18 protein-coding genes are annotated in these 22,808 nt (G+C 66.1%); 8 read left to right on the forward strand and 10 right to left on the reverse strand.

Annotated elements, in window-relative coordinates:
- Positions 1-38 precede the first annotated feature (38 nt).
- Positions 39-1,508 carry a sensor histidine kinase gene (locus EC845_RS13040; RefSeq protein ID WP_123298552.1) on the forward strand — a complete coding sequence of 490 codons (1,470 nt, stop codon included), beginning with the start codon at positions 39-41 and terminating at the stop codon, positions 1,506-1,508.
- A gap of 84 nt (positions 1,509-1,592) precedes the next feature.
- Here EC845_RS13040 and EC845_RS13045 read toward each other — a convergent pair whose 3' ends face one another.
- A complete protein-coding gene (locus EC845_RS13045; protein WP_123298823.1) occupies positions 1,593-2,240 on the reverse strand; it encodes a YbhB/YbcL family Raf kinase inhibitor-like protein in 648 nt (215 codons plus the stop codon).
- Positions 2,241-2,401: 161 nt separating this feature from the next.
- Here EC845_RS13045 and argE point away from each other — a divergent pair, with 161 nt between their 5' ends.
- Entirely contained in the window at positions 2,402-3,556 is a 1,155-nt protein-coding gene (gene argE, locus EC845_RS13050) for an acetylornithine deacetylase (RefSeq protein WP_123298553.1), read from the forward strand.
- Positions 3,557-3,617: 61 nt separating this feature from the next.
- Here argE and leuA read toward each other — a convergent pair whose 3' ends face one another.
- From leuA to EC845_RS13075, 5 genes are all read right to left on the reverse strand, one after another.
- Complete coding sequence (gene leuA / locus EC845_RS13055) at positions 3,618-5,327, reverse strand: 2-isopropylmalate synthase (protein ID WP_123298824.1); 1,710 nt, start codon at positions 5,325-5,327, stop codon at positions 3,618-3,620.
- A gap of 497 nt (positions 5,328-5,824) precedes the next feature.
- Positions 5,825-6,814 carry a sulfate/molybdate ABC transporter ATP-binding protein gene (locus EC845_RS13060; protein ID WP_123298554.1) on the reverse strand — a complete coding sequence of 330 codons (990 nt, stop codon included), beginning with the start codon at positions 6,812-6,814 and terminating at the stop codon, positions 5,825-5,827.
- A 39-nt stretch (positions 6,815-6,853) separates the two neighbouring features.
- Positions 6,854-7,768 carry a sulfate ABC transporter permease subunit CysW gene (cysW, locus tag EC845_RS13065; protein ID WP_123298555.1) on the reverse strand — a complete coding sequence of 305 codons (915 nt, stop codon included), beginning with the start codon at positions 7,766-7,768 and terminating at the stop codon, positions 6,854-6,856.
- Positions 7,765-8,676, reverse strand: a complete 912-nt coding sequence (gene cysT / locus EC845_RS13070; RefSeq protein ID WP_123298556.1) for a sulfate ABC transporter permease subunit CysT — start codon at positions 8,674-8,676, stop codon at positions 7,765-7,767. The genes cysW and cysT overlap by 4 nt, the downstream gene beginning before the upstream one ends.
- Before the next feature lie 28 nt (positions 8,677-8,704).
- Positions 8,705-9,700: a sulfate ABC transporter substrate-binding protein gene (locus EC845_RS13075; protein WP_123298557.1), complete on the reverse strand. Its 996-nt coding sequence runs from the start codon at positions 9,698-9,700 to the stop codon at positions 8,705-8,707.
- A gap of 201 nt (positions 9,701-9,901) precedes the next feature.
- Here EC845_RS13075 and EC845_RS13085 point away from each other — a divergent pair, with 201 nt between their 5' ends.
- The 3 genes from EC845_RS13085 to EC845_RS13095 all read left to right on the forward strand — a co-directional run bounded on the left by EC845_RS13085 (position 9,902) and on the right by EC845_RS13095 (position 13,425).
- Positions 9,902-11,314, forward strand: coding sequence for an MFS transporter (locus tag EC845_RS13085; protein WP_123298559.1), 1,413 nt, complete (start codon positions 9,902-9,904; stop codon positions 11,312-11,314).
- A gap of 70 nt (positions 11,315-11,384) precedes the next feature.
- Positions 11,385-12,089: a response regulator transcription factor gene (locus EC845_RS13090; RefSeq protein ID WP_123298825.1), complete on the forward strand. Its 705-nt coding sequence runs from the start codon at positions 11,385-11,387 to the stop codon at positions 12,087-12,089.
- A 31-nt stretch (positions 12,090-12,120) separates the two neighbouring features.
- A complete protein-coding gene (locus EC845_RS13095) occupies positions 12,121-13,425 on the forward strand; it encodes a HAMP domain-containing sensor histidine kinase (RefSeq protein ID WP_123298560.1) in 1,305 nt (434 codons plus the stop codon).
- Between the two features lie 103 nt (positions 13,426-13,528).
- Here the strand turns inward: EC845_RS13095 and EC845_RS13100 are convergent, their stop codons facing one another.
- A complete protein-coding gene (locus EC845_RS13100; protein WP_158615694.1) occupies positions 13,529-14,077 on the reverse strand; it encodes a GNAT family N-acetyltransferase in 549 nt (182 codons plus the stop codon).
- A 172-nt stretch (positions 14,078-14,249) separates the two neighbouring features.
- Here EC845_RS13100 and EC845_RS13105 point away from each other — a divergent pair, with 172 nt between their 5' ends.
- The 3 genes from EC845_RS13105 to EC845_RS13115 all read left to right on the forward strand — a co-directional run bounded on the left by EC845_RS13105 (position 14,250) and on the right by EC845_RS13115 (position 17,627).
- Positions 14,250-16,553: an NADP-dependent malic enzyme gene (locus EC845_RS13105; RefSeq protein ID WP_123298562.1), complete on the forward strand. Its 2,304-nt coding sequence runs from the start codon at positions 14,250-14,252 to the stop codon at positions 16,551-16,553.
- 194 nt (positions 16,554-16,747) lie between these two features.
- Positions 16,748-17,152: a ribonuclease domain-containing protein gene (locus EC845_RS13110; protein WP_123298563.1), complete on the forward strand. Its 405-nt coding sequence runs from the start codon at positions 16,748-16,750 to the stop codon at positions 17,150-17,152.
- Complete coding sequence (locus EC845_RS13115) at positions 17,124-17,627, forward strand: barstar family protein (protein ID WP_123298564.1); 504 nt, start codon at positions 17,124-17,126, stop codon at positions 17,625-17,627. The genes EC845_RS13110 and EC845_RS13115 overlap by 29 nt, the downstream gene beginning before the upstream one ends.
- Positions 17,628-17,942: 315 nt before the next feature.
- Here the strand turns inward: EC845_RS13115 and rsmA are convergent, their stop codons facing one another.
- From rsmA to EC845_RS13135, 3 genes are read right to left on the reverse strand one after another with little or no spacing between them, the layout of a single operon-like run.
- Positions 17,943-18,803 carry a 16S rRNA (adenine(1518)-N(6)/adenine(1519)-N(6))-dimethyltransferase RsmA gene (gene rsmA / locus EC845_RS13125; protein ID WP_123298566.1) on the reverse strand — a complete coding sequence of 287 codons (861 nt, stop codon included), beginning with the start codon at positions 18,801-18,803 and terminating at the stop codon, positions 17,943-17,945.
- Positions 18,800-20,203: a peptidylprolyl isomerase gene (locus EC845_RS13130; protein ID WP_123298567.1), complete on the reverse strand. Its 1,404-nt coding sequence runs from the start codon at positions 20,201-20,203 to the stop codon at positions 18,800-18,802. Before EC845_RS13130 ends, rsmA begins: the two co-directional genes overlap by 4 nt.
- A complete protein-coding gene (locus EC845_RS13135) occupies positions 20,196-22,622 on the reverse strand; it encodes an LPS-assembly protein LptD (protein ID WP_233598055.1) in 2,427 nt (808 codons plus the stop codon). Before EC845_RS13135 ends, EC845_RS13130 begins: the two co-directional genes overlap by 8 nt.
- Between the last annotated feature and the right edge of the window lie 186 nt (positions 22,623-22,808).

A 22,808-nucleotide genomic window follows, 5' to 3' on the forward strand; every position in this document is an offset into this window, starting at 1 on the left:
CGGTCGAATTCGCCCTCACCCGCCCGGTCATCCGCACCATGAAGTTCTTCAAGCGCGAGCAACGTTCGCTGTTCGGCGAGATCCTCGACTGGATGCTGACGCCGTTGCTGGTCCTCTGGCCGGCCAGCCTGGCCCTGACCTGGCTGGTCGCACAGAACATCGCCGCACGCCCGTTCGACCGCGCGCTCGAACACAACGTACGCGATCTGGGCCGGCAGGTGCGGCTTCAGGACGACCAGCTCCGCCTGACACTGGCGCCCGAATCGGCCCTGCTGCGCGTGGACAACGTCGATCAGGTCTTCTACCAGGTCCAGGACACACGCGGCACCTGGGTGAGCGGCGACCGCCAGTTCCCGGCCCCGACCCCCGACGAGCTCGCCGCACCGGGCGCCATCCAGCTGCGCGACGGGGTGATGCACGGGGCCGATGTCCGCATCGCCTATGCCTGGTTCAAGCCCGACACCTTCTCGGACCGGCTGGTCCTGGTCCAGGTGGCCGAGACCCTCGAAAAACGTGCCGCCCTGGCCAGCGAGATCATCAAGGGCGTCATGCTGCCCCAGTTCGTGATCCTGCCGCTGGCCGTGCTGCTGGTCTGGCTGGCGCTGGCGCGGGGCATCCGTCCGCTGCACGAGCTGGAACAGCGCATCCGCAGCCGCAAACCCGACGACATGAGCCCGATCGACGATGCCATCGCCCCGCTGGAGGTGGCGCCGCTGGTGGGCGCAGTCAACGACCTGCTGCTGAGGCTGAACCGCTCCATCGAAACCCAGAAACGTTTCCTGGCCGATGCGGCCCATCAGCTGAAGACGCCATTGGCCGGTCTGCGCATGCAGGCCGATCTGGCGCTGCGCGCCGATGCCAGCGCCGAGGACCTCAAGCTCTCGCTCAAGCAGATCGGGCGCTCGAGCATCCGGGCGACGCACACCGTCAATCAGCTGCTCTCGCTTGCCCGCGCCGAGGGCAGCGGCCGCGGCGTCTCGCGCCAGCCCATCGACCTGGCACAGCTGACGATGGAAGTCGTCCAGGATTCGGTTCCGCATGCACTCGAGCGCCGCATCGACCTCGGCTACGAAGGTCTTCGGCCCGGCGATGAAGGCGGCCAGTTGATCGGACAGCCGACGCTGCTGCAGGAGCTCGTGCGCAATCTGGTCGACAACGCCATCAACTACACGGCGCCGGTGGCCCAGGGGGGTTCGCGTGCGGCAGCCGAATCCGGCTCAGAGCCCGGCGTAGTCACCGTACGGGTCCTGGCCGACCCCTACAGCGGCGTGCTGCTGCTGCGCGTGGAAGACAACGGACCGGGCATCAGCCGCGCCGAGCGCGCATTGGTCTTTCAACCGTTCTATCGCTCGCTGGGCACCGACGCCGACGGGTCGGGCCTGGGACTGGCCATCGTCGACGAGATCGCACGCCAGCATGGCGCCAGCGTCGACATCCAGGATACACGCGCCCATCCCGCCCGCCCGGGAGCCAGCCTGACCGTGCGTTTTCTCACCCGTTCGGCCTGATCGCCTCTGAACGGGCGATACGGCGGGGTTCGAGACCTCGTGTTGCCGCGCCGGCATCGATGCGGGCCACAGGTACACCGGCCTTCAACCGGCCAGACGCGGATTGAGGCTGTAGGTGGCCGTGACAGCCGCTTCGGCCAGGACATGGCCCTGCAGCGCCGCCAGCACCTGGGCGCCGGTCAGCGCATGATGCTCGGGGATCTCGAGCCGCGGCACATCCACCGCATACACGGTGAACACGTAGCGGTGGACGATGCTGTCGTTCCATGGCGGACAGGCCCCGTCGTAACCGTAGTAGTCGCCCTTCATGTCCGCATCGCCGGCGAACCAGCCGGTGTAATCGTTGAGACCGTGGCGCACGCCATCGGCTACCGGCAGATCGGGACGGGGGCCTTTCTTGCCGCGCGGCGTGACGCCATGACTGTGCGTGCCTGCGACAATCTCGCGCGCGTCGGCCGGCAGGTTGATCAGCACCCAGTGGAAAAAATCGACGCGGGGCAGGTCGTGGGGGACTTCACGGTCTTCCCGATTGACGTCGTCGCCCCGGCTGGGCACGTCGGGGTCGTGGCAGACGACCACGAACGACAGGGTGCCGTCGGGCACGTCGGACCAGGCCAGATGGGGATTGCGGTTGGACGAAAGCGCGACATGTCCCTCGCTCGCGACTTTGCCGAAAGCGAACTCGACGGGCAGCGTGGCGTCGTTGGCAAAACTGGTGCTGGTGAGTCTCATGGCGTCCATCCTGGAAAGTCGGTCTTCTGTGACCTTTCAGTCTAGCCCAGGCGGTCCATCCACAAAAGGGGCACCCGGGGGGCCTGTGGCGAGCCGTCATGCCGCCAGCACGCGGACCGGCAGACGCGTAGACTGTCCGTTTTGACCGACCCTGCCGTTCCATGAATACCCGTGCCTGGCTTGAAAGACTGGTGTCGTTCGACACCACCAGCCGCAACTCCAACCTGGCCCTGATCGAAACCGTGCGCGACGCCCTCGCCGCTCAAGGTCTGGCACCCCAGCTCGTGCATGCGCCTTCGGGCGACAAAGCCAATCTCTTCGTGACGCTGCCTGCGCAAGACGGCGCGACCCAGGGCGGCATCGTCCTGTCGGGCCATACCGATGTGGTGCCGGTCGACGGACAGGCCTGGACCAGCGACCCCTTCGCGCTCGCCGAACGCGACGGCCGGCTCTATGGCCGCGGCGCGGCCGACATGAAGGGTTTCATCGCCACCGCGCTGGCCCTGGTGCCCGAGTTCCTGGCGATGCCGCGCAGCAAACCCCTCCACCTGGCCCTGTCGTACGACGAGGAGATCGGCTGCGTCGGCGCACCGGTGATGCTGGCCGAGCTCCAGCGGCGCGGCATTCGTGCCGATGGCTGCGTGGTGGGCGAGCCCACCGGCATGCAGGTGGTGGTGGCCCACAAGGGGGTCAATCTGTTCCGCTGCCGCGTCCATGGCAAGGCTGCCCACTCCTCGCTCACGCCGCGCGGCTGCAACGCGATCGAGCATGCGGCCCGGCTGATCTGCCGCATCCGCGACATCGCGGACCACTACCAGTCGCAAGGACCGTTCGACACCTTCTACGACGTGCCCTACACGACCCTGACGACCAACCAGATCCACGGCGGCATCGCGGTCAACACCATCCCCGACCTGTGTGAGTTCGGCTACGAGTTCCGCAATCTGCCGGGCATGCCGGTCGACACCATCCAGCAGCAGATCGAACAGTACGTGAAGGACGAACTGCTGCCCCGCATGCGGCGCGAACACGCCGACGCCTCGATCGAGATCCAGCGTGGAGCCCGTGCCCCGGCGCTCGAGGCCTCTGAGCAGGAAGCCATCACTCGGCTGGTGCGCGCCCTGACGCGGGACGAGCAGACCCGCAAGGTGGCCTACGGCACCGAGGCCGGTCTGTTCCAGAATGCGGGCGTGCCGGCCCTGGTGTGCGGACCCGGCCACATCGAGCAGGCCCACAAGCCCGACGAGTTCGTCGAGATCGCCCAGCTCGAGGCCTGCGAGAACTTCCTGCGCCAGTTGGGCCGCTCGCTGGCCTGACAGGCCGCACAGCCCGGGCGGCCCGGCCCCATCGGTCGGACGGCTCGGCCTGCCGCGGTCTTCAGGCCGCCTGCACTTCGGTGGGTCGGGCGTCGAAGAAACGCGCCTGATCGGCCGCATCGCTGCGTGCGTACAGCCGGTTCACGCCGCTGACCACCGCCTGAATGGAGGCCGTCAGGATGTTGGCATGCATGCCCACGCCGAACGTGCTGCCGACCGTGTCGGTGCGCGCGACTTCGGCATAGGCGACGGCCGTGGCATTGGCACCCTGCCCCATGGCACGTTCCTCGTAGTGATGCAGCGTGACGGGCAGGCCGATCGCATGGACCAACGCATCGAGCGGGCCGTTGCCCACGCCTTCGAAACGCACGTCCTGCCCGTGCAGGGTGGCGTGGACGACGATGTGCTGCTCGTCGCCACGGTCGCTCAGCGCATGGCTCTTGTAGGCGAACGGGGCCTTGGCCTGCACATACTCGCTCTGGAACAGGCCCCAGAGCTGCTGCGCCGTGACCTCCTGGCCGGTTTCATCGGTGACCTGCTGCACGGCACCGCTGAACTCCACCTGAAGGCGGCGCGGCATCACCAGACCGTAGACCGACTCGAGCAGATAGGCGATACCGCCCTTGCCGGACTGGCTGTTGACCCGGATCACCGAATCGTAGGTACGGCCCAGGTCGGCCGGATCGATGGGCATGTAGGGCACATCCCAGCTGGCATCGGGCTTCTGGGCGGCAAAACCCTTCTTGATGGCATCCTGGTGGCTGCCGGAAAACGCGGTGAACACCAGATCGCCGACGTAGGGATGGCGCGGGTGGATGGGCAACTGGTTGCAGTCCTCCACCGTGCGGGCGATGTCGTTGATGCGCGAGAAATCGAGACCGGGGTGCACACCCTGGGTGTAGAGATTGAGTGCCAGCGTCACGATATCGACGTTGCCGGTGCGCTCGCCGTTGCCGAACAGGCAGCCTTCGACGCGGTCGGCACCGGCCATCACGGCCAGCTCGGCCGCGGCGACACCCGTTCCGCGGTCATTGTGCGGGTGCACGCTGATGATCACGCTCTCGCGGTTCTTGAGGTTGCGGCACATCCATTCGATCTGGTCGGCGTAGACGTTGGGCGTGGCGCACTCCACGGTCGCCGGCAGGTTGAGGATCATCTTGTGCTCGGGCGTGGGCTGGAACACGTCGATCACGGCTTCGCTGACTTCCTTCACCACTTCCAGCTCGGAGGTCGAGAACACCTCGGGGCTGTACTGGTAGACCCATTCGGTCTCGGGATACTGCGCCGTCACCTTCTTGATGTGGGTGGCGGCGTCGACGGCGATCTTCTTGACGCCTGCCACGTCGGTGTTGAACACGATGCGGCGGAAATTGGGCGCCACGGCGTTGTAGACGTGGAGGATGACGCGCTTGGCGCCACGGCACGATTCGATGGTGCGCTCGATCAGGTCCTCGCGGGCCTGCGTCAGCACCTCGATGGCCACGTCGTCCGGGATGTGGCCGTCCTCGATGAGTTCACGCACGAAATCGAAATCGGTCTGCGAGGCCGAAGGAAAACCGACCTCGATCTCCTTGAAGCCGATCGACACCAGCATCTTGTAGAACTGCATCTTGCGATCGCGGTTCATGGGCTCGAACAGCGACTGGTTGCCGTCGCGAAGGTCGGTGCTCATCCAGATGGGCGCCTTGTCGATCACGCGCGAAGGCCACTGGCGATCCGTCAACTGGATGGGGGCGAAGGCGCGGTACTTGGTAGAAGGGTTCTGGAGCATGGTCATGATGGGAACTCGAAAGGCAAATCGGAAAAAGAAGTCAGCGGGCGTGGCCGGGAGCCGCACATCGGTGCGCACTCTCGAAGACAGCCACCTGGCAACCACCGGTCAGGGCCAGGCGACCGGTCGATAGTCGCCGGGGGCACAGGACGTGGGCCGAGAGCTGCTGAGAATTCTTCATGATCGGACGGGTGGTTGTCGAAAGGCGGACGGAAAACAAAAAAGCGTGTGGCACGAAGGGTGCGACACGCTGCTGGGAAGAGGGATGAACCGGAAACTAGACGCGCGCCGCCAACTGAACTAGACCTAGGGCTAGTAGGGACAGCGATAGCAGGGCAGCAGACAGCTGCACCATGCGGCGCGTACGCAACGCATCCTGCACGCGCAGGGCGGCATGGACTTGGGCGGTGGGCGTACGGTGGGTCATGCGGAAGCCATCATGCACCGCCCCGTCTCGACTTGTCAAGCCGGGGCGATCCCGTATTCCGATGACCGGATCAGCGGGGTTCGGCCGGCTGCCAGGCCTTGGGCCTGAAATACAGCACCTGTCCGCGGCCCAGTTCGCTCAGGCTCTGGTCGTCGTGGGGCACTTCGGCCTCGAGCAGCTCGTCCTGCCCGTCGACACGCAGCGAGACCCGCGTGATCGCGCCCAGCGGGCGGATGTCGCGCACTTCGCTGGTCCGGAATCCGTCCTGCGGCTGGCGCGAGAGCTGCACGTCGTGCGGACGGAACAGGATCTCGTGATCGCCCTCCTGGCGCAGGCGATTGGAGTCGCCCAGGAAGTGGTAGACGAACGGGCTGGCCGGCTTGGCCAGCAGTTCGGCCGGCGTGCCGACCTGCTCGATCACGCCCTTGTTGATGATCACCACGCGGTCCGCCACTTCGAGCGCTTCTTCCTGGTCGTGGGTGACGAAGACCGAGGTCAGATGCACCTCGTCGTGCAGACGGGCCAGCCAGCGGCGCAGTTCCTTGCGCACCTTGGCGTCGAGCGCACCGAAGGGCTCGTCGAGCAGCAGCACCTTGGGTTCCACGGCCAGTGCACGCGCCAGGGCGATGCGCTGGCGCTGGCCGCCCGACAACTGGGCCGGATAACGGTCGGCGAGCCAGTCGAGCTGGACCAGGTCGAGCAGACGGTGCACCTTGTCGCGGATCACCGCCTCGCTGGGCCGCTGGCCGCGCGGCTTGACGCGCAGGCCGAAGGCCACGTTCTCGAACACCGTGAGGTGGCGGAACAGCGCGTAGTGCTGGAACACGAAACCCACGTTGCGCTCGCGCACATGCACGTCGGTGGTGTCTTCGCCCGAGAACAGGATGCTGCCCGTGTCCGGCGTCTCCAGCCCCGCGATGATGCGCAGCAGCGTGGTCTTGCCGCAACCGGACGGGCCGAGCAGCGCGATCAGCTCGCCCGTGTTGATGTGCAGATTGACATCGCGCAGCGCGTGAAAGCTGCCGAAATGCTTGTCGATGTGCTGGATTTCGATGCTCATGATGATTCAGCGTAGAAGTTCGGGGCGGGCCGGTCGGGCTCAGGGATTCGGGTTCTCGGGGGGCAGATGGGCCAGCGCGGCGCGCTCGCGTTCATGCCGCCACTCCACGACGGATTTGATCACCAGCGTCAGCAGGGCCAGCAGGGCCAGCAGCGAGGCGACTGCAAAACCGGCCTGGATCTGAAACTCGTTGTACAGGATCTCGACGTGCAGCGGAATCGTGTTGGTCTCGCCGCGCAGATGGCCCGAAACCACCGAGACGGCGCCGAATTCTCCCATGGCGCGGGCATTGCAGAGAATCACGCCGTAGAGCAGGCCCCACTTGATGTTGGGCAGCGTCACGCGCCAGAAGGTCTGCCAGCCGCTGGCACCCAGCACGATGGCCGCCTGCTCCTCGTCGTTGCCCTGGGCCTGCATCAGCGGAATGAGTTCACGCGCGATCAGCGGCAGGGTCACGAAAGCCGTGGCGATGATGATGCCCGGCACGGCGAAGATGATCTTGATGTTGTGCTCCAGCAGCCAGGGGCCGAGCCAGCCCTGTGCGCCGAAAACCAGCACGAAGGCCAGGCCGACCACGATGGGCGAGACGGAGAACGGCAGGTCGATCAGCGTCGTCAGCAGAGCCTTGCCGCGGAATTCGAACTTGGCGATGGCCCAGGCCGCAGCCACGCCGAAGACCAGGTTGACGACCACGCTGACCAGTGCGGTCACCAGCGTCAGGCGGATGGCTGCCCACGCGTCGGGTTCGTCGAGCGCCCGGAAATACGCTTCGTAGCCCTTGCGCAGCGCTTCGGCAAAGACCGTCAGCAAGGGCAGGACCAGGAACAGCGTGAGGAAAACCAGCGCCAGGCCGATCAGCGTACGCCGCACCCAGGGCGACTCGGTGGCCGAGGCCGCCGTGACACGCTGGCCGTTGCGCGGCGCCGTGATGGCCGAAGAAACGATGCCGCTCATTGGGTACTCCCCCCGGTTAGGCGACGCTGCCAGGCCTGCAGGCCGTTGATGATCAGCAGCAGGATGAAGGACACGATCAGCAGCACCACGGCCACTGCGGAGGCGCCGGCATAGTCGAACTGTTCGAGCTTGACCAGGATCAGCAGCGGCGTGATTTCCGACACCATGGGCATGTTGCCCGCGATGAAGACCACCGAGCCGTATTCACCCACCGAGCGCGCAAACGCCATGGCAAAACCGGTCAGCAGGGCCGGTGCGATGGTCGGCAGCAGCACCTTGACGAAGATCTGCAGCCGGGTCGCGCCCAGGCTCGCTGCGGCTTCCTCGAGCTCTTTTTCGGCATCCTCGAGCACGGGTTGCACCGTTCTCACGACAAAAGGCAAGCCGATGAAGATCAGTGCGACCACGATGCCGGCGGGCTTGTAGGCCAACTGGATGCCCAGAGGCTCCAGGTACTGGCCGATCCAGCCATTGCCAGCCAGCAAGGCCGTCAGGGCGATGCCGGCGACGGCCGTGGGCAGTGCGAACGGCAGGTCGACCAGCGCATCGACGATCTTCTTGCCCGGAAACTGGTAACGCACCAGCACCCAGGCCACCAGCAGGCCAAAGAACAGGTTGATCACCGCGGCAAACAGCGAGCTGCCGAAGGTGACTCGGTACGAGGCCATCACGCGCGGCGAAAACGCCGCGGTGACGAACTCGCCCCAGCTCAGGCCCGAGGCCTTGAAGAACAGCGCGGCCAGCGGGATGAACACCAGCAAGCCGAGGTAGAGGAGCGAGAAGCCCAGCGTCAGGCCGAAACCAGGCAGGACACGCCGGCGCTTGAGCACGACACGGCCTTGCGGCCCGCCGTGCAACGGAGAGGCCGCGGCCGAAGCCGCGGCAAACGAAGAGGGAGGCAAACTCATGGTCAGCGACTGGCAGCGCGGCGCAGCATCACTTCTTCAGGTAGATCTGGTCGAACGTGCCGCCATCCACGAAATGGGTCTTGTCGGCCTTGGGCCAGCCGCCGAAGGCGCCGTCGATGGTCACCAGCTCAAGCTTGGGGAACTGGGCCGCGTACTTGGCGACGGCCTTCTCGCCGGTCGGGCGGTAGAAGTTCTTGCCGATCAGGTCCTGCGCTTCGTCGGAATACAGATGCTTGAGGTATTCGGTGGCGACTTCACGGGTGCCATTGCGGTCGACATTCTTGTCGACCACGGCGACCGTCGGTTCGGTCTTGATGCTCACGCTGGGCACCACGATCTCGAACTTGTCGCTGCCGAACTCCTTGAGCGCCAGGAAAGCTTCGTTTTCCCAGGCCAGCAGCACGTCGCCCACGCCGCGTTGCGTGAACGTGATGGTGGAGCCGCGTGCGCCAGAGTCCAGAACCGGCACATTGCCGTAGACCTTGGTGACGAATTCCTTGGCGCCGGCATCGCCGTTGAAGTGGCGGCGGCCATATTCCCAGGCCGCCAGGTAGTTCCACTTGGCGCCGGCCGAGGTCTTGGGATTGGGCGTGATCACGGCCACACCGGACTTGGACAGGTCGCCCCAGTCCTTGATGCCCTTGGGATTGCCCTTCTTGACCAGGAACACGATGGTCGAGGTGTAGGGCGCCGAGTTCAGGGGCAGGCGTTTCTGCCAGTCGGCCTGCACCAGACCGCCATGGGTGACGAGTGCATCGACGTCGGGGGCCAGACCCAGGGTGACCACATCCGCATTGACGCCGTCGATGACCGAACGGGCCTGCTTGGTCGATCCACCATGGGTGTTCTTGATCGTCAGGTCCTGACCGGACTTTTGCTTCCAGTACTGAGCAAACGACTTGTTGTACTGGTCGTACAGCTCGCGCGTCGGGTCGTACGACACATTGATGATCTCGACAGCATGAAGCTGGGTGCTGAGGGCCAGGCCGGCCACGGTGGCCAGAATCAAACGACGCAGTGACATGGATATGCTCCGGATGAGAGAAACTGTGGGGATGCGACGGTCAATCTGGACCATCGCTTATGACTGCAGGTATGCTAGATCCAGCTTCTTATTCAACAAACGACAGATTGATCATTTGTTTATGCGTTTTGCGCAGAAGCTCCTGCGTTTCTTGATGAGCGGTCCTGCCTTCGCCCTGCGGCTTCTCGCCTCCTGACGCCCATGCCCCAATCCTCCCGGCCCCTGCCCCGCTCCGACACGCCGAGCCCGACGACCGAGCCCCCTGTGGCGCCGCCGCTGCAAAGCACCGCCGGCGGACTGCGCGGCTGGCTGGCCAGCCTGAAGATCTACCGCGAGCCGGCCAGCCTGCGCATGGTGCTGCTGGGCTTCTCGGCCGGCCTGCCGCTGCTGCTGGTGCTGGGCACGCTGTCGTTCTGGCTGCGCAAGGCCGGCATCGACCGGGCCACCATCGGATTTCTGTCCTGGGTCGGGCTGGTCTATGCGTTCAAGTGGTGCTGGGCGCCGCTGGTCGACCGGCTGCCCATCCCCTGGCTCACCCGCTGGCTGGGCCGGCGCCGCAGCTGGCTGCTGCTGGCGCAATGCGGTGTCGCAGCCGGCCTGCTGGGCATGGCGAGCAACCCGCCCGAACACGCACTGGCCCCGCTGGTCTGGTGCGCGCTCCTGGTGGCCCTGGCCTCGGCCACGCAAGACATCGCGCTCGACGCCTACCGCATCGAATCGGCCGAGGCCCGCAAGCAAGCCGCGCTGGCCGCCACCTACCAGACCGGTTACCGGCTGGGCATGATCTGGGCGGGCGCCGGTGCACTGTGGCTGGTCTCCCAGTCCCTGGGTGCCGACAGCGGTGCCGGGGCCTACCAGGCCTCGGCGTGGTCCAAGGCCTATGCGGTGATGGCCGGGTCCATGCTGCTGGGCATTGCCACCACGCTGCTCTCGCCCGAGCCGCCCGCCAAGCCGCACCCGCCGGCCCACAGCGTGGCCGAGTGGCTCGACGGCGCCCTGGTCCAGCCCTTCGCCGACTTCATCCGGCGCTACCGCTGGCATGCCGCGCTCATCCTGGCGCTGATCGCCACCTATCGCATCAGCGACGTGGTCATGGGCATCATGGCCAACCCGTTCTATGTGGACATGGGGTACACCGAAGGCGAGGTCGCCACCGTCACCAAGGTCTACGGCATCGTCATGACGCTGGTCGGCGCTTTCGTGGGCGGCGCGCTGGCCATGCGGCTGGGGGTCATGCGGGTGCTGATGCTGGGGGCCGTGCTGTCGGCCGGCACGAATGTGATGTTCGCCTGGCTGGCCGGCCGCGGGCACGACGTGCATGCCCTCGTGTGGGTGGTCTCGGCGGACAACCTCTCGGGCGGCATCGCCTCGGCCGCCTTCATCGCCTATCTTTCGAGCCTGACCAATATCCAGTACTCGGCCACCCAGTACGCCCTGTTTTCCTCCATGATGATGCTGGTGCCCAAGTGGCTGGCCGGCTTCTCCGGGGTCTATGTGGATGCCCACGGCTACGCAGCCTTCTTCAACAGCACGGCGCTGCTGGGCCTGCCGGTGCTGCTGCTGGTCTGGCTGGCAGCCCGCCAGGACGCCAGACGGGCCGCCGATACGCCATGACACGACCGGGTTTACTTAACTTTACGGATGCGACAACCGGACTTTCCGCGCCTCGCCCAGCATCATGCGCATGACTCAACAGTTGCTGATGATCGAAGACGACTCCCGCCTGGCCCAGATGGTCGGTGAATACCTGCGGAAGTCGGGCTTCGGCTTTACCCACACCGATACGGCCACCGCCGGCCTCGCCCAATTGCAGGACAGCCGGGCCGATCTGGTGATTCTCGACCTCATGCTGCCCGACATCGACGGGCTGGAGACCTGCCGCCAGATCCGCAGCCTGCCCGGCGAACTCGCCCGCACCCCCGTGCTCATGCTGACGGCCAAGGGCGACCCCATGGACCGCATCATCGGCCTGGAGATCGGGGCCGACGACTACCTGCCCAAGCCCTTCGAGCCACGTGAACTGCTGGCCCGCATCCGGGCCGTGCTGCGCCGCCGCAGCGAACCCACGGCGCCCACCACGACCCTGCTGGCCTTCGGCTCGCTGGAGATCGACCGCGACGCCCGCACGGTGACGGTGGCCGGCAAGCCCTGCGAGCTGACCTCCTACCAGTTCGATCTGCTGGTCACCCTGGCCGAGCGCGCGGGACGCGTGCTCACCCGCGACCAGATCATGGAGGCCGTGAGGGGCCGCGAACTCGAGGCCTTCGACCGCTCGATCGACGTGCACATGGGCCGCATCCGCGCCGCGATCGAAGAGGATCCGAAAAACCCCAAGCGCATCCTCACGGTCCGCGGCGTGGGTTACGTCTTCGCCCGCCAGCAAACCTGATCCCTGACACGACCGGCCCCTACCCTCATCGATGGACGCTTTCGCCACCCGCCCCCTGCGGCAACTCACCCAGAAACTCTACCTGCGCCTCTGGCTGGCCGTCGTGCTGGCCGTGGCCGTGCTCTCCCTGCTGGTCGGCTGGGCCTGGCAACTGGCCTCCGAGCCGCCGGTGCGCGAGGTGATCCTGCGCGACACATCGGGCATGCTCATCGGACGCGGGGTGCGTCCGCCGCCGCCGGCCGAAGAAGAAGAAATGGGCGGCGGAGGGCCGCCCGGGCCGCCCCGCCCGGGTGCGATGGGTCCCCGCCCGGGCTTCCACGGTCTGGAGATCCCGGCGCAGTTGAGCAACGGGCAGACCGTGATGGTGCAGTTGCCCCGCCCGCCGCGCGGCGGCGGCTTCTGGCGCCAGCCGCCCTTCGGCTTCACGTGGACCCTGACGCTGGTGGCCATTGCCGTGGCATTGGCCACCTACCCCATCGTGCGCCACCTCACGCGGCGTCTCGAAACGCTGCAGCGGGGTGTCGAGAAATGGGGTGAAGGCGACCTCAGCGCCCGTGTACAGGTCCGTGGCGGCGACGAAATCGCGTTCCTGGCACGCCGCTTCAACCATTCCGCAGAACGAATCGAGGCACTCGTGACCTCCCATAAATCCCTGCTCGCCAATGCGTCGCACGAACTGCGTTCACCGCTGACGCGCATCCGCATGGGGCTGGCCCTCATGGACGACAGCGCCAACGAGGGCCTGCGCGAAGAACTCTCGCGCTCCATCCAGGAGCTCGACCAGTTGATCGACGAAATCCTGCTCGCCAGCCGCCTCGGCGGACAGGTGGCCGATCTGGGCACGCCCGTGCCGCTCGATCTCACGGCGCTGGCTGCCGAAGAGTGTGCACGCCTGCAGATCGATCTGGTGGCCGATGCGGCCGAGGTCGACGGCATCCCCAAGCTGCTGCGCCGGCTGATGCGCAACCTGCTGGAAAACGCCCTGCGCTACGGCCAATCCAAACAATCCCATCTGGGCGAGGAAGGCGACGGCGAACGCCTGCCGGTCTCGGCGTCGCTGCACCGGCTGCCGGATGGACGCATCGAGTTCCGGGTCAATGACCAGGGACCGGGCGTACCCGACGACCAGAAGACCCGGATCTTCGAACCGTTCTATCGCCTGCCCGGTGCCAGCGAGCGCCATGGCGGCGTCGGCCTGGGGCTGTCGCTCGTCAAGTCCATCGCCGAGCGGCATGGCGGCCAGGTCGCCTGCGAAGACCGCCCGGGTGGCGGCGCCAGCTTCGTGGTCGTGCTGCCCGCCTCGTCCGCCCGGCCGGCAGCCACCGGCCAGGCCTGAGAGCGGCGGGCCGCCGCGAGCGAGAGGCCCTGCCTTGCACGACATGGCCATCGACACCGGCGAAGGCTCTGCGCTGCCCCACCCTGTTCAGGCTACCCGCGTATCAACGATCCCCGACAGGCTGCACAGGGGCCCCGTTGCCGGCAACGCCGGGGCTTCCCGCGTGCTCCTGCGGCAACCTGCGGTGCATGTAGCAGGCGCCATCGCCATACCCTTGCAACAGGCGCTGCATGGCCCCATCGGCCGGCACGGCCGTCTCGTATCCCAGCCGCCGCCAGAACGCCCCCGCCTGCTGGACACACACCAGCGCCGTCAGGCGGCAACCGGCCTCCACACCCGCCTGCCAGGCACGCGCCACCAGCCGCCGGCCCACGCCGTGCCCCGCCAGTGCGGGCGCCAGGGCCAGGTCGTGCACATACAGGCAGTCTCCGGCCGGCTCGGGCTCGAAGGCCCCGTGCAGAGACGTGATGCACCCCCATGCGCTGCGGTAGGCCACCAGGTAACCCTCGGCCCGCCCTTCGGTGCAGGCCACCCACGCGGTATGCGGCGAGACCTGCCAGCGCTGGCGAATGACGGCGTCGGCCTCGAGGAAATCCGCGCCGTAGGCCAGCGCCTGGATGCGCGAGACCTCGCCCAGATCGGCCTCGGCCATCGGTCGTATCGTGATGTTTACAGAATTTTCCATCATCTGCATGCATTTTGCTGCATCGCAGCAAATCTGGAAGCACTGTCGCGCGGCCTACAATGCTTTTCCCAACAGAATCTTACTTACCCGGGCGCAACGATATCTCGCCGATCGCCCTGCTTGTGGAGAACGTGACCCCATGACTGTCAGCAGTGAAGACAAACGCGCCGAACTCCGCCGCGCCGCACTCGAATACCACGAGTTTCCGCGTCCCGGCAAGATCGCAACCAATGCGACCAAACAACTGACCAACCAGCACGATCTGGCTCTGGCCTACTCTCCCGGCGTGGCCGCTCCCTGCGAAGAAATCGTCAAGGACCCCGTCAACGCCTACCGCTACACCAACCGCGGCAACCTGGTGGCCGTGATCAGCAACGGCACCGCCGTGCTGGGCCTGGGCGACATCGGTCCGCTGGCCTCCAAGCCGGTGATGGAAGGCAAGGGCGTCCTGTTCAAGAAGTTCGCCGGCCTGGACTGTTTCGACATCGAAGTCGATGAAAAACACGACCTCGACCGCCTGGTCGACGTGATCGCGGCGCTCGAGCCCACCTTCGGCGGCATCAACCTCGAGGACATCAAGGCCCCCGACTGCTTCTATGTCGAGCGCAAGCTGCGCGAGCGCATGAAGATTCCGGTCTTCCACGACGACCAGCACGGCACCGCCATCGTCGTCTGCGCAGCCATCATCAACGGCCTCAAGGTCGTGGGCAAGGACATCCGCACGGTCAAGCTCGTGACCTCGGGCGCCGGCGCCGCTGCGCTCGCCTGCCTGAAGCTGCTGCTCAAGCTCGGCCTGCCGCGCGAGAACATCTGGGTGACCGACCTGGCCGGCGTGGTCTACGAAGGCCGCACCGAGCTGATGGACCCGGACAAGCAGGGTTTTGCCCAGCCCACCGAACTGCGCAAGCTGGCGCAGGTGATCGACGGCGCCGATGTCTTCCTGGGCCTGTCGGCCGGCGGCGTGCTCAAGCCCGAGATGGTGAAGGTCATGGCCGCCAAGCCGGTGATCCTGGCACTGGCCAACCCCTATCCCGAGATCAATCCCGAGGACGTCAAGGCCGTCCGGGACGACGCCGTGATCGCCACCGGCCGTTCGGACTACCCCAACCAGGTCAACAACGTCCTGTGTTTCCCGTACATCTTCCGCGGTGCGCTGGATTCGGGGGCGACCACCATCACCGACGAGATGGAGGTCGCGACCGTCTACGCCATCGCCGAACTCGCCGAAGCCGAGCAGAGTGAAGTGGTGGCGGCGGCCTACGTGGGCGAACCGCTGGTTTTCGGTCCCGAATACATCATCCCCAAGCCGTTCGATCCGCGCCTGATGATGAAGATCGCACCGGCCGTGGCCCAGGCGGCCATCGACGGCGGCGTGGCCCAGCGCCCCATCACCGACATGGACGCCTATCGCGAGAAGCTGGAATCCTTCGTCTACGCCTCGGGCACGATGATGAAGCCCATCTTCACGGCGGCCAAGAGCGCGACCAACAAACGCGTGGCCTATGCCGAGGGCGAAGAGGAACGTGTGCTGCGCGCGGCCCAGATCGTGGTCGACGAAGGCATCGCCCGCCCGACCCTGATCGGCCGCCCCGCCATCATCGCCAAGCGCATCGCCCAGTTCGGCCTGCGCCTGTCGGAAGGCAAGGACTACGACGTCGTGAACACCGACTACGACGAGCGTTATCACGACTTCTGGCACTCGTACCACGCCATGACCATGCGCAAGGGCATCACGGCGCCCATGGCCAAGATCGAGATGCGCCGTCGCCTGTCGCTGATCGCCTCGATGCTGCTGCAGAAGGGCCATGTGGACGGCATGATCTGCGGCACCTGGGGCGTGACCAACATGCACCTGACCTACGTCGATCAGGTCATCGGCCACGCGCCCGGCGCCAAGACCTATGCCTGCATGAACGGGCTGATGCTGCCCGAGCGCCAGATCTTCCTGGTCGACACGCATGTCAACTACGACCCGACGGCAGAGCAGTTGACCGAGATCACCATCATGGCCGCCCAGGAAATGATGCGTTTCGGCATCAAGCCCAAGGCCGCACTGCTGTCGCATTCGAACTTCGGCAGCAGCAACCAGCCGAGCGCCATCAAGATGCGCGAAACCCTGGCCTTGCTGCAGGCCCAGGCCCCGTGGCTGGAAGTCGACGGCGAGATGCACGGCGACATGGCTCTCGATGCCCCGGCGCGCAATCGCCTGATGCCCGAATCGACGCTCACGGGCAGTGCCAACCTGCTGGTTCTGCCCAACATCGACGCCGCCAACATCGCCTACAACCTGCTCAAGACGGCAGCCGGCGGCAACATCGCCATCGGCCCGGTGCTGCTGGGTGCCGGCAAGCCGGTGCACATCCTCACGCCCAGCGCGACGGTGCGCCGCCTGGTCAACATGACGGCCCTGACCGTTGCCGAGGCCAACACGGTTCAGAAATGAGCCCGACCCGGTCGAGGGCGCACCATCCAGGTGCATTCGACCGCGGGAAACGCCCGTATGCGGCGTCTTCATGACACACTTCAGCAAGCGACTGCTTAAACATTAAGCAGTCGCTTGCTTTTTGTGCAGATATCGCGCACACTTACGCCCTTGAATTGCGGGTTAACCCGAGACTGTGCTAGGCGAAAGACACCATGCTGCAAGCGTTTGTCAATAAGTTAGGACTCACTGGCTTATTGATGGTGCTTCTGATGACATGCCCCATTTCAGGGCATGCGCGAGAACCCCTCCCCGACCGACCGGCGGCCAGCGAACGTGCGACCCCGCTCGCCGATTTGCCCCGCCCGGCGCGTGACACATTCGCGCTGATCCTGGCCGGGGGGCCGTTTCCTCATGACAAGGACGGCAGCGTGTTTGGCAATCGTGAACGCCTCCTCCCGATACATCCGCGTGGGTACTACCGTGAGTACACGGTCCGTACGCCCGGTGTCCGCACCCGGGGCGCCAGAAGAATTGTCTGCGGGGGGCGACCTCGTACACCAGATGCCTGCTACTACACCAGTGACCACTATGCTAGCTATCGAAAAATTGCGCTCTAGCACCGGTACCGTCCATAACCCTGCCGCGCCGCAGGCCAGCGAACCTGCCGAGGCCAGTTCGGCCGTGGCTGCCGACCACCATCTGCTGCGCGGCGTACGGACCAACATCGTTCAGTCGATTCGCGCCTTCCGTGCCCAGGATCTGCAGGCCACGGCCGTGCGTCTCGGCTTTCACTTCCTGTATGCCAATCTGGCGCACGCGCAGTCCAAGCCCGAAGTGCTCGAAGCGATCGCCCGGCAGTTCACTTTTCCGCCGCATTTCGGCAAGAACTTCGACGCGCTCTACGATTGCATGACCGACCCCCTGCACAAGTCCGGCCCCCAGCCAGGCTTCGTGGTGGTGCTCGAGCAGATTCCGGCGTTCGGCAAGTTCGACGCCGAAGCCCGGGAGCAATTGCTCGACATCTTCCGCGACGCGGCCGATTACTGGGCCGAGCGCAAGATTCCATTCCGCTGTTTCTATTCTTTTCTGTAGCCCGTTCCGCACACGAAGGCCAAGCGGAACGGGCGATCGAGGTCCCCAGGAAAGCCAACGTCGTCAGCAAGGTGTTCACCGAAACGCTGGTCGACGTGACGCCCCAGGCGCTGTGCATGAGCAGCCCGTTCAACGCCAGCTACTGGCGCGCCGTGGCCTGACCGACGCGCCGCGCGGCTCCGGTGACCCGGACACGGCCTGCGGCATCGCATCGGCGGCCGGCGGCGACCGGAACGGCGCTCGCGCCTGCCGCAAAAATCGAAAGCCCTTGCGTGCCTGCGGCACCAAGGGCTTTTTTGCGGGCAGAGAAAAGACCTAGCTCGCGTCGGTGTCCAGCGGGCGCTGGGGCGCGACCGGTTTGTTCACGGCCTGCGCCAACGCGACATACTCGGCCACGGGGACTTCCTCGGCGCGCCGCTGGCTGTCGAACTCGCCGCCGTAGCCGTGTTCCTCCAGCCACTTGCCCAAGGTGTGGCGCAGGATCTTGCGCCGTTGGCTGAAGGCGACCTGCACCAGCTCGGACAGCACGGCCTCGTTCAGCACGGGCGGCTGCGCCAGAGGCACCATGCGCACCACGGCGCTGTCGACGCGCGGCGGCGGATCGAAGCTCTCGGGCGGCACGAACAGCACGTTCTCCATGTCGTAGCGCCACTGCAGCATGACCGACAGGCGGCCGTAGTCGCTGGTGGCGGGCCGGGCCACCATTCGGTCGATCACTTCCTTTTGCAGCATGAAATGCTGGTCCTCGATGACGTCCACGAACGCCAGCAGGTGAAAGAGGATGGGCGACGAGATGTTGTAGGGCAGATTGCCCACCACACGCACCCGCGGCACGCCCAGGCGGGCTGCCACTTCCGTGAAATCGACCTTGAGCACGTCGGACTCGATCACGTCGAGCTGCGGATGCTGGCGCAGGCGGGCGGCAAGGTCGCGATCGAGCTCGACGACCGTCAGACGGCCCAGCCGCTCGACCAGCGGCTGGGTGATGGCCGCCAGGCCAGGGCCGATCTCGACCACGGGCTGGCCGGGACGCGGATCGATCTCGCGCAGGATGCCATCGATGATGCCGGCATCGGACAGGAAATGCTGGCCAAAACGCTTGCGTGCGACATGTCCCTTGGACGTGGACTGGCGGGCCCCCGCAGGCGCGGGACGTCGTTGCTGCTCCCGGCTCATTGCGGCGTGTTGCGGTATTCGACGAAGGCGCGTGCACGGATCTCGCGCATCCATTCGGCGTACGATTCTTCGGACTTCTGCTCGCGCAGGATGGCGCGGACGGAATCACGCTGTTCGCGTTCGCTGACGGTTCCCTGGCGGCGCTCCAGCACCTCGATCAGGTGAACACCGAAACGCGAGACCAGCGGCTCGGAAACCTGTCCGGGCTGAAGGCGGTTGAGCGCCTGTTCGAACTCGGGCACGAACATGCCCGGATTGGCCCAGCCCAGATCGCCGCCCTGCTCGGCAGAGCCGTCCTCGGACTGCTGGCGAGCCAGCGTGGCGAAATCGGCTTTGCCACTGACGATGTCCCGGCGCATCTGCCCCAGGCGCTCGACCGCTGCGGCCTCGCTGAGCTGCGCGTCGGGACGCAGCAGGATATGCCGTGCATGGGTCTGGGTCACCTGCACACCGCCGCCGTTGCCGGCCGACGGGCGTTCGAGCACCTTCAGGATGTGGAAACCCGCACCCGAGCGGATGGGCCCGGCGATGCCGCCCACCGGCAACGATTGTGTGCTCTGGATAAACAGTTCGGGATAACGGTCGGCGGGTCGCAGGCCCATGGCACCGCCCTGGTCGCGTTCGGCGCTGCTGTTCGAATTGGCCTTGGCCAGTGCGGCGAAGTCGGCGTTGGGCTGCCGGGCCTGATCCGCGAGGCTCTGCGCCTTGGCTTGCTGGCGGGCCACGACGTCGGCCGTGGCGTTCTCGGGCAACTCGATCAGGATGTGCCCCAGGTTGACCGAGGCGCTGGCGGCCTGCTGGGCTCCGCCCTGGCCATGCTCCAGCAGGTAGTCGTCGATCTCGCGCTCGCTGATCTGGGTCCGGCTGTTCTGAGCCTGCTCGCGAACCCGGCTGAGGGTGAGCTGCTCGCGCAGATTCGAGCGGAAACCATTCCAAGTCAGGCCATCGGCCTCGACACGACGGCGCAGCTCGGCCAGGTCGCCGATCTGGTTCTGCTGGGCGATGTTGAGCGCCACCTGATCGACCATGGGCTCGCTGATGTTGACGCCCATCTCCTTGGCCGATTGCAGCTCGACACGCGTGTTGATGAGCTGGTCGAGCACCTGGGGATAGAGCTGGGCAGCGGGCGGCAGTTGCTGACCGGCGGCCTGCTGGCGCACCCGGGCGACGGCCTGCTCGAGCTGGTTGCGTGTGATCGGCTCGGAATTGACCAGCGCCACGATGTAATCGGCCTCGCGCGTGACGTTGGCCTGCGCGGTCATGCCCGACAGGGAGGGCAGGGAAAAGCTGCTGGAGCCCGAGCCCCCCGAGCGCAGGCCTTGCGCAGTGGCAGACCCCACGAACGAGACGGCCAGCGCCGTGCACACGGCCAGGGTGGCAAAAGAAAAGGGTTTAGTCATAGTTGCTGTAGCGGCTGGGGGCCACGGTGTTGCCGTCGCGCAGTGTCTGGTAGCCGGAAACGTTGTCGACAAAAGAACTCAGGGCGCCCGAGCCGACGCGGGCAAAACCGACGAACTCGAGCTGGAACAGGATGCGCTTGTTCGAGGTGGTCTGCCCCGTCTGCCGGCGCTCCAGGCCGACGCGTGCAATGTAGCAGCACCCGTCGTACTCGAAGCCCACAAGCGTGTTGATGAGGCGGCTGTCTTGCAAGCTGTAGTTGAGCCGGCCGACGGTGTGGATGCGCCCGCCGCCCAGTCCGCCCCCGGCGATGCTGAAGGCGTCCTCCTGCCCGCGACGCCAGAGGTCGTCCAGCGGCCACTGCCAGCTCACGTCGATCTGTTCGCTCGATCCGCGCTGCAGGCGGTAAGACGCCGAAACGCGCCGATAGTTTCCGGGCGAATAGGTGGCACCCAGCGCCGTGCGCACCGAACGCTTGTCGTCGTAGTTGTACTGCACCGTGGCATCGCTGCTCCAGTGCGCGTTCCAGGTCACGTTGGCACCGCCCAGCAGGTCGCTGAGCTTGTCTGAATTGGGATCCTCGCCCGGCAGGGTCACGCGCTGGGTGTCGAACCGCAGGCGCTGGGCCAGGGCAAAACGCATGACTTCGCCGCCCGAGGCCGGGTCGATGAAACGCGAGGTGGCGCCGATGGTCAGCAGGTTGTTGTCGACGATGCGGTCGTTGCCCGAATAGGGCGTATCCGCATAGATGGATGCGAAGTTGAAGTCGTTGGCGGCCGTGTCGTAGACAGGCAGGAAACTCTGGTCGCGGTAGGGCGTGTAGACGTAATACGCACGGGGCTCCAGCGTCTGCGTATAGGCACGGCCGAAGACCGATGCATCGCGCTCGAAGACCAGTCCGCTGTCGACGCTGAAGCTGGGCACGGCCACGCTGGCGCTGCGCCGGCCGTTGGCCGCCAGCGGCTGGTCGAAGTCGTAGCTCATGCCCTGGATCTTCACGCTCGGGATCACGTAGGCCCCGGGCGTCCGCCAGGGATAGCTGACCTGCGCCTTGAGAACGGCCCGGTCGGCATTGGGCTGCCCTGTAATCGAGCGCTCACCCATGAAATGGCTCACATCACCGCCGACACTGACGTCCAGGCCGCTGCTGCCCCAGTTGCGCTTGTTGTAGCCCATGGCCAGTTGCGTGCGGTCGTAGGGCGGCAGGATGATGGAGTCGTCATCCTGCAGGGTCTGCCACTTGGTCACGCGCAACAGGCCCGAGTAGCCGCCGTCGCGCCAGTCGATCTTGAAGTCGCGCGGCAACAGGCGCTGCATCCAGTCGTTCTGATTGAATTCGCTGAAGTCGCGCCAGTAGTTGCTGTCGCTGACCTGGTTGTAGTTCAGGTGCAGGCCGATGCGCGACAGACCGGGCAGTTCGGTGCGGTAGAGCGCGTCGTGCTGCCAGCGCAGGCCCCAACGGTCCTCGTCGCGGACACGGTCGTTGCCCAGGTAGTTGTAGCGGATCTGCCCGGTGTAGTCTTCCCCCAGGTAACGGAACTGGGTGCGCATGTCCAGGCCGCGCTTGGCCATCAGCGTCGGCGAAATGGTGGCGTCGTACTGCGGCGCGATGTTCCAATAGAACGGCTGGCTGTAGACCACGCCGCTGGTGCTGTCGATGCCCATGGTGGGAGGCAGCAATCCGGTCTTGCGTTTGTCGCTGAGCGGAAAGCTCATGGCCGGAGCGGCCAGGATGGGCACATCCTTGAAACGCAACACCACGTTGCGGGCAAAACCGACATCGTTCTCCTGGTCGAAGTCGATCCGGCTGGCCTGCAGCACCCAGTCGGGCGACCAGGTCTGGCCCGGTTCGCGGGCGCAGGTGCTGAACGTGGCGTCGTGGGCCACGGCCTCGGAGCGGTTGATGAAATCCACGCGGCTGGCATCGCCGTTGCCGCCGTTGATCGCCAGGTGGTAGCTCGGCTGGTTGAAGTAGCCCTCGTAGGTGTTGACGTTGACGTCGACCTCGGGGCCCTCGAAGGTGTTGCCGTCGCGGTTGATGAGCACGTTGCCCTGGGCGCGGGCGCGCTCGGTACGGGAGTCGTAGCTCAGCCGGTCGCCCCGGATCATGCCCGTGCCGCGGCGCAGCATGGCATTGCCCTCGACGGTCATCTCGCCCTCGGTCTGGCCGGTCAGGCGATCGCCGGTCACGAACAGCGGCAGCAGGGACTCGTCGACGACCGGACGGTCTTGCAGCGCACTGCTCGGGCGCAGAGACAGCGGGCGGGGCGACTCGGTCGGCTGGGTCAGCAAGGTCTGCGCGTGCGCGGCTGGCAGCCAGGCGGGCAGAGTCCAGGCCAGCAACACCGGCAACAGGAGGGGGTTCAGGCTGAAACAGCGGGTACGGCGCATGGAGGGCTGGACACGGGTCACCAAATTCATGAAACATTTCGCGGCGCGCCGACCGGCCCGGCGGCCCACTGCCACCGGTGCCGGCAGCCTGCCGCCGATTCGTACGCTGGATTATCCATGACACCCGCCGCGCCGCCGTATCGCAGAACCCCGGCCATGCGCGGGCGGCCGGTGCCCATGGCACGATAATCACGCTGCGCGGCTCTCATCCCGATC

Origin of the sequence: Comamonas sp. BIGb0124 (genome assembly GCF_003752175.1) — a bacterium.
Classification (GTDB): domain Bacteria; phylum Pseudomonadota; class Gammaproteobacteria; order Burkholderiales; family Burkholderiaceae_C; genus Comamonas_F.

Excerpts from the sequence above, each read along its gene's own strand:
- EC845_RS13040 (WP_123298552.1), top strand. The coding sequence starts at position 39 with ATGAAGTTCTTCAAGCGCGAGCAACGTTCGCTGTTCGGCGAGATCCTC.
- EC845_RS13045 (WP_123298823.1), bottom strand. The coding sequence starts at position 2,240 with ATGAGACTCACCAGCACCAGTTTTGCCAACGACGCCACGCTGCCCGTC.
- argE (WP_123298553.1), top strand. The coding sequence starts at position 2,402 with ATGAATACCCGTGCCTGGCTTGAAAGACTGGTGTCGTTCGACACCACC.
- leuA (WP_123298824.1), bottom strand. The coding sequence starts at position 5,327 with ATGCTCCAGAACCCTTCTACCAAGTACCGCGCCTTCGCCCCCATCCAG.
- EC845_RS13060 (WP_123298554.1), bottom strand. The coding sequence starts at position 6,814 with ATGAGCATCGAAATCCAGCACATCGACAAGCATTTCGGCAGCTTTCAC.
- cysW (WP_123298555.1), bottom strand. The coding sequence starts at position 7,768 with ATGAGCGGCATCGTTTCTTCGGCCATCACGGCGCCGCGCAACGGCCAG.
- cysT (WP_123298556.1), bottom strand. The coding sequence starts at position 8,676 with ATGAGTTTGCCTCCCTCTTCGTTTGCCGCGGCTTCGGCCGCGGCCTCT.
- EC845_RS13075 (WP_123298557.1), bottom strand. The coding sequence starts at position 9,700 with ATGTCACTGCGTCGTTTGATTCTGGCCACCGTGGCCGGCCTGGCCCTC.
- EC845_RS13085 (WP_123298559.1), top strand. The coding sequence starts at position 9,902 with ATGCCCCAATCCTCCCGGCCCCTGCCCCGCTCCGACACGCCGAGCCCG.
- EC845_RS13090 (WP_123298825.1), top strand. The coding sequence starts at position 11,385 with ATGACTCAACAGTTGCTGATGATCGAAGACGACTCCCGCCTGGCCCAG.
- EC845_RS13095 (WP_123298560.1), top strand. The coding sequence starts at position 12,121 with ATGGACGCTTTCGCCACCCGCCCCCTGCGGCAACTCACCCAGAAACTC.
- EC845_RS13100 (WP_158615694.1), bottom strand. The coding sequence starts at position 14,077 with ATGGCCGAGGCCGATCTGGGCGAGGTCTCGCGCATCCAGGCGCTGGCC.
- EC845_RS13105 (WP_123298562.1), top strand. The coding sequence starts at position 14,250 with ATGACTGTCAGCAGTGAAGACAAACGCGCCGAACTCCGCCGCGCCGCA.
- EC845_RS13110 (WP_123298563.1), top strand. The coding sequence starts at position 16,748 with ATGCTGCAAGCGTTTGTCAATAAGTTAGGACTCACTGGCTTATTGATG.
- EC845_RS13115 (WP_123298564.1), top strand. The coding sequence starts at position 17,124 with ATGCTAGCTATCGAAAAATTGCGCTCTAGCACCGGTACCGTCCATAAC.
- rsmA (WP_123298566.1), bottom strand. The coding sequence starts at position 18,803 with ATGAGCCGGGAGCAGCAACGACGTCCCGCGCCTGCGGGGGCCCGCCAG.
- EC845_RS13130 (WP_123298567.1), bottom strand. The coding sequence starts at position 20,203 with ATGACTAAACCCTTTTCTTTTGCCACCCTGGCCGTGTGCACGGCGCTG.
- EC845_RS13135 (WP_233598055.1), bottom strand. The coding sequence starts at position 22,622 with ATGAATTTGGTGACCCGTGTCCAGCCCTCCATGCGCCGTACCCGCTGT.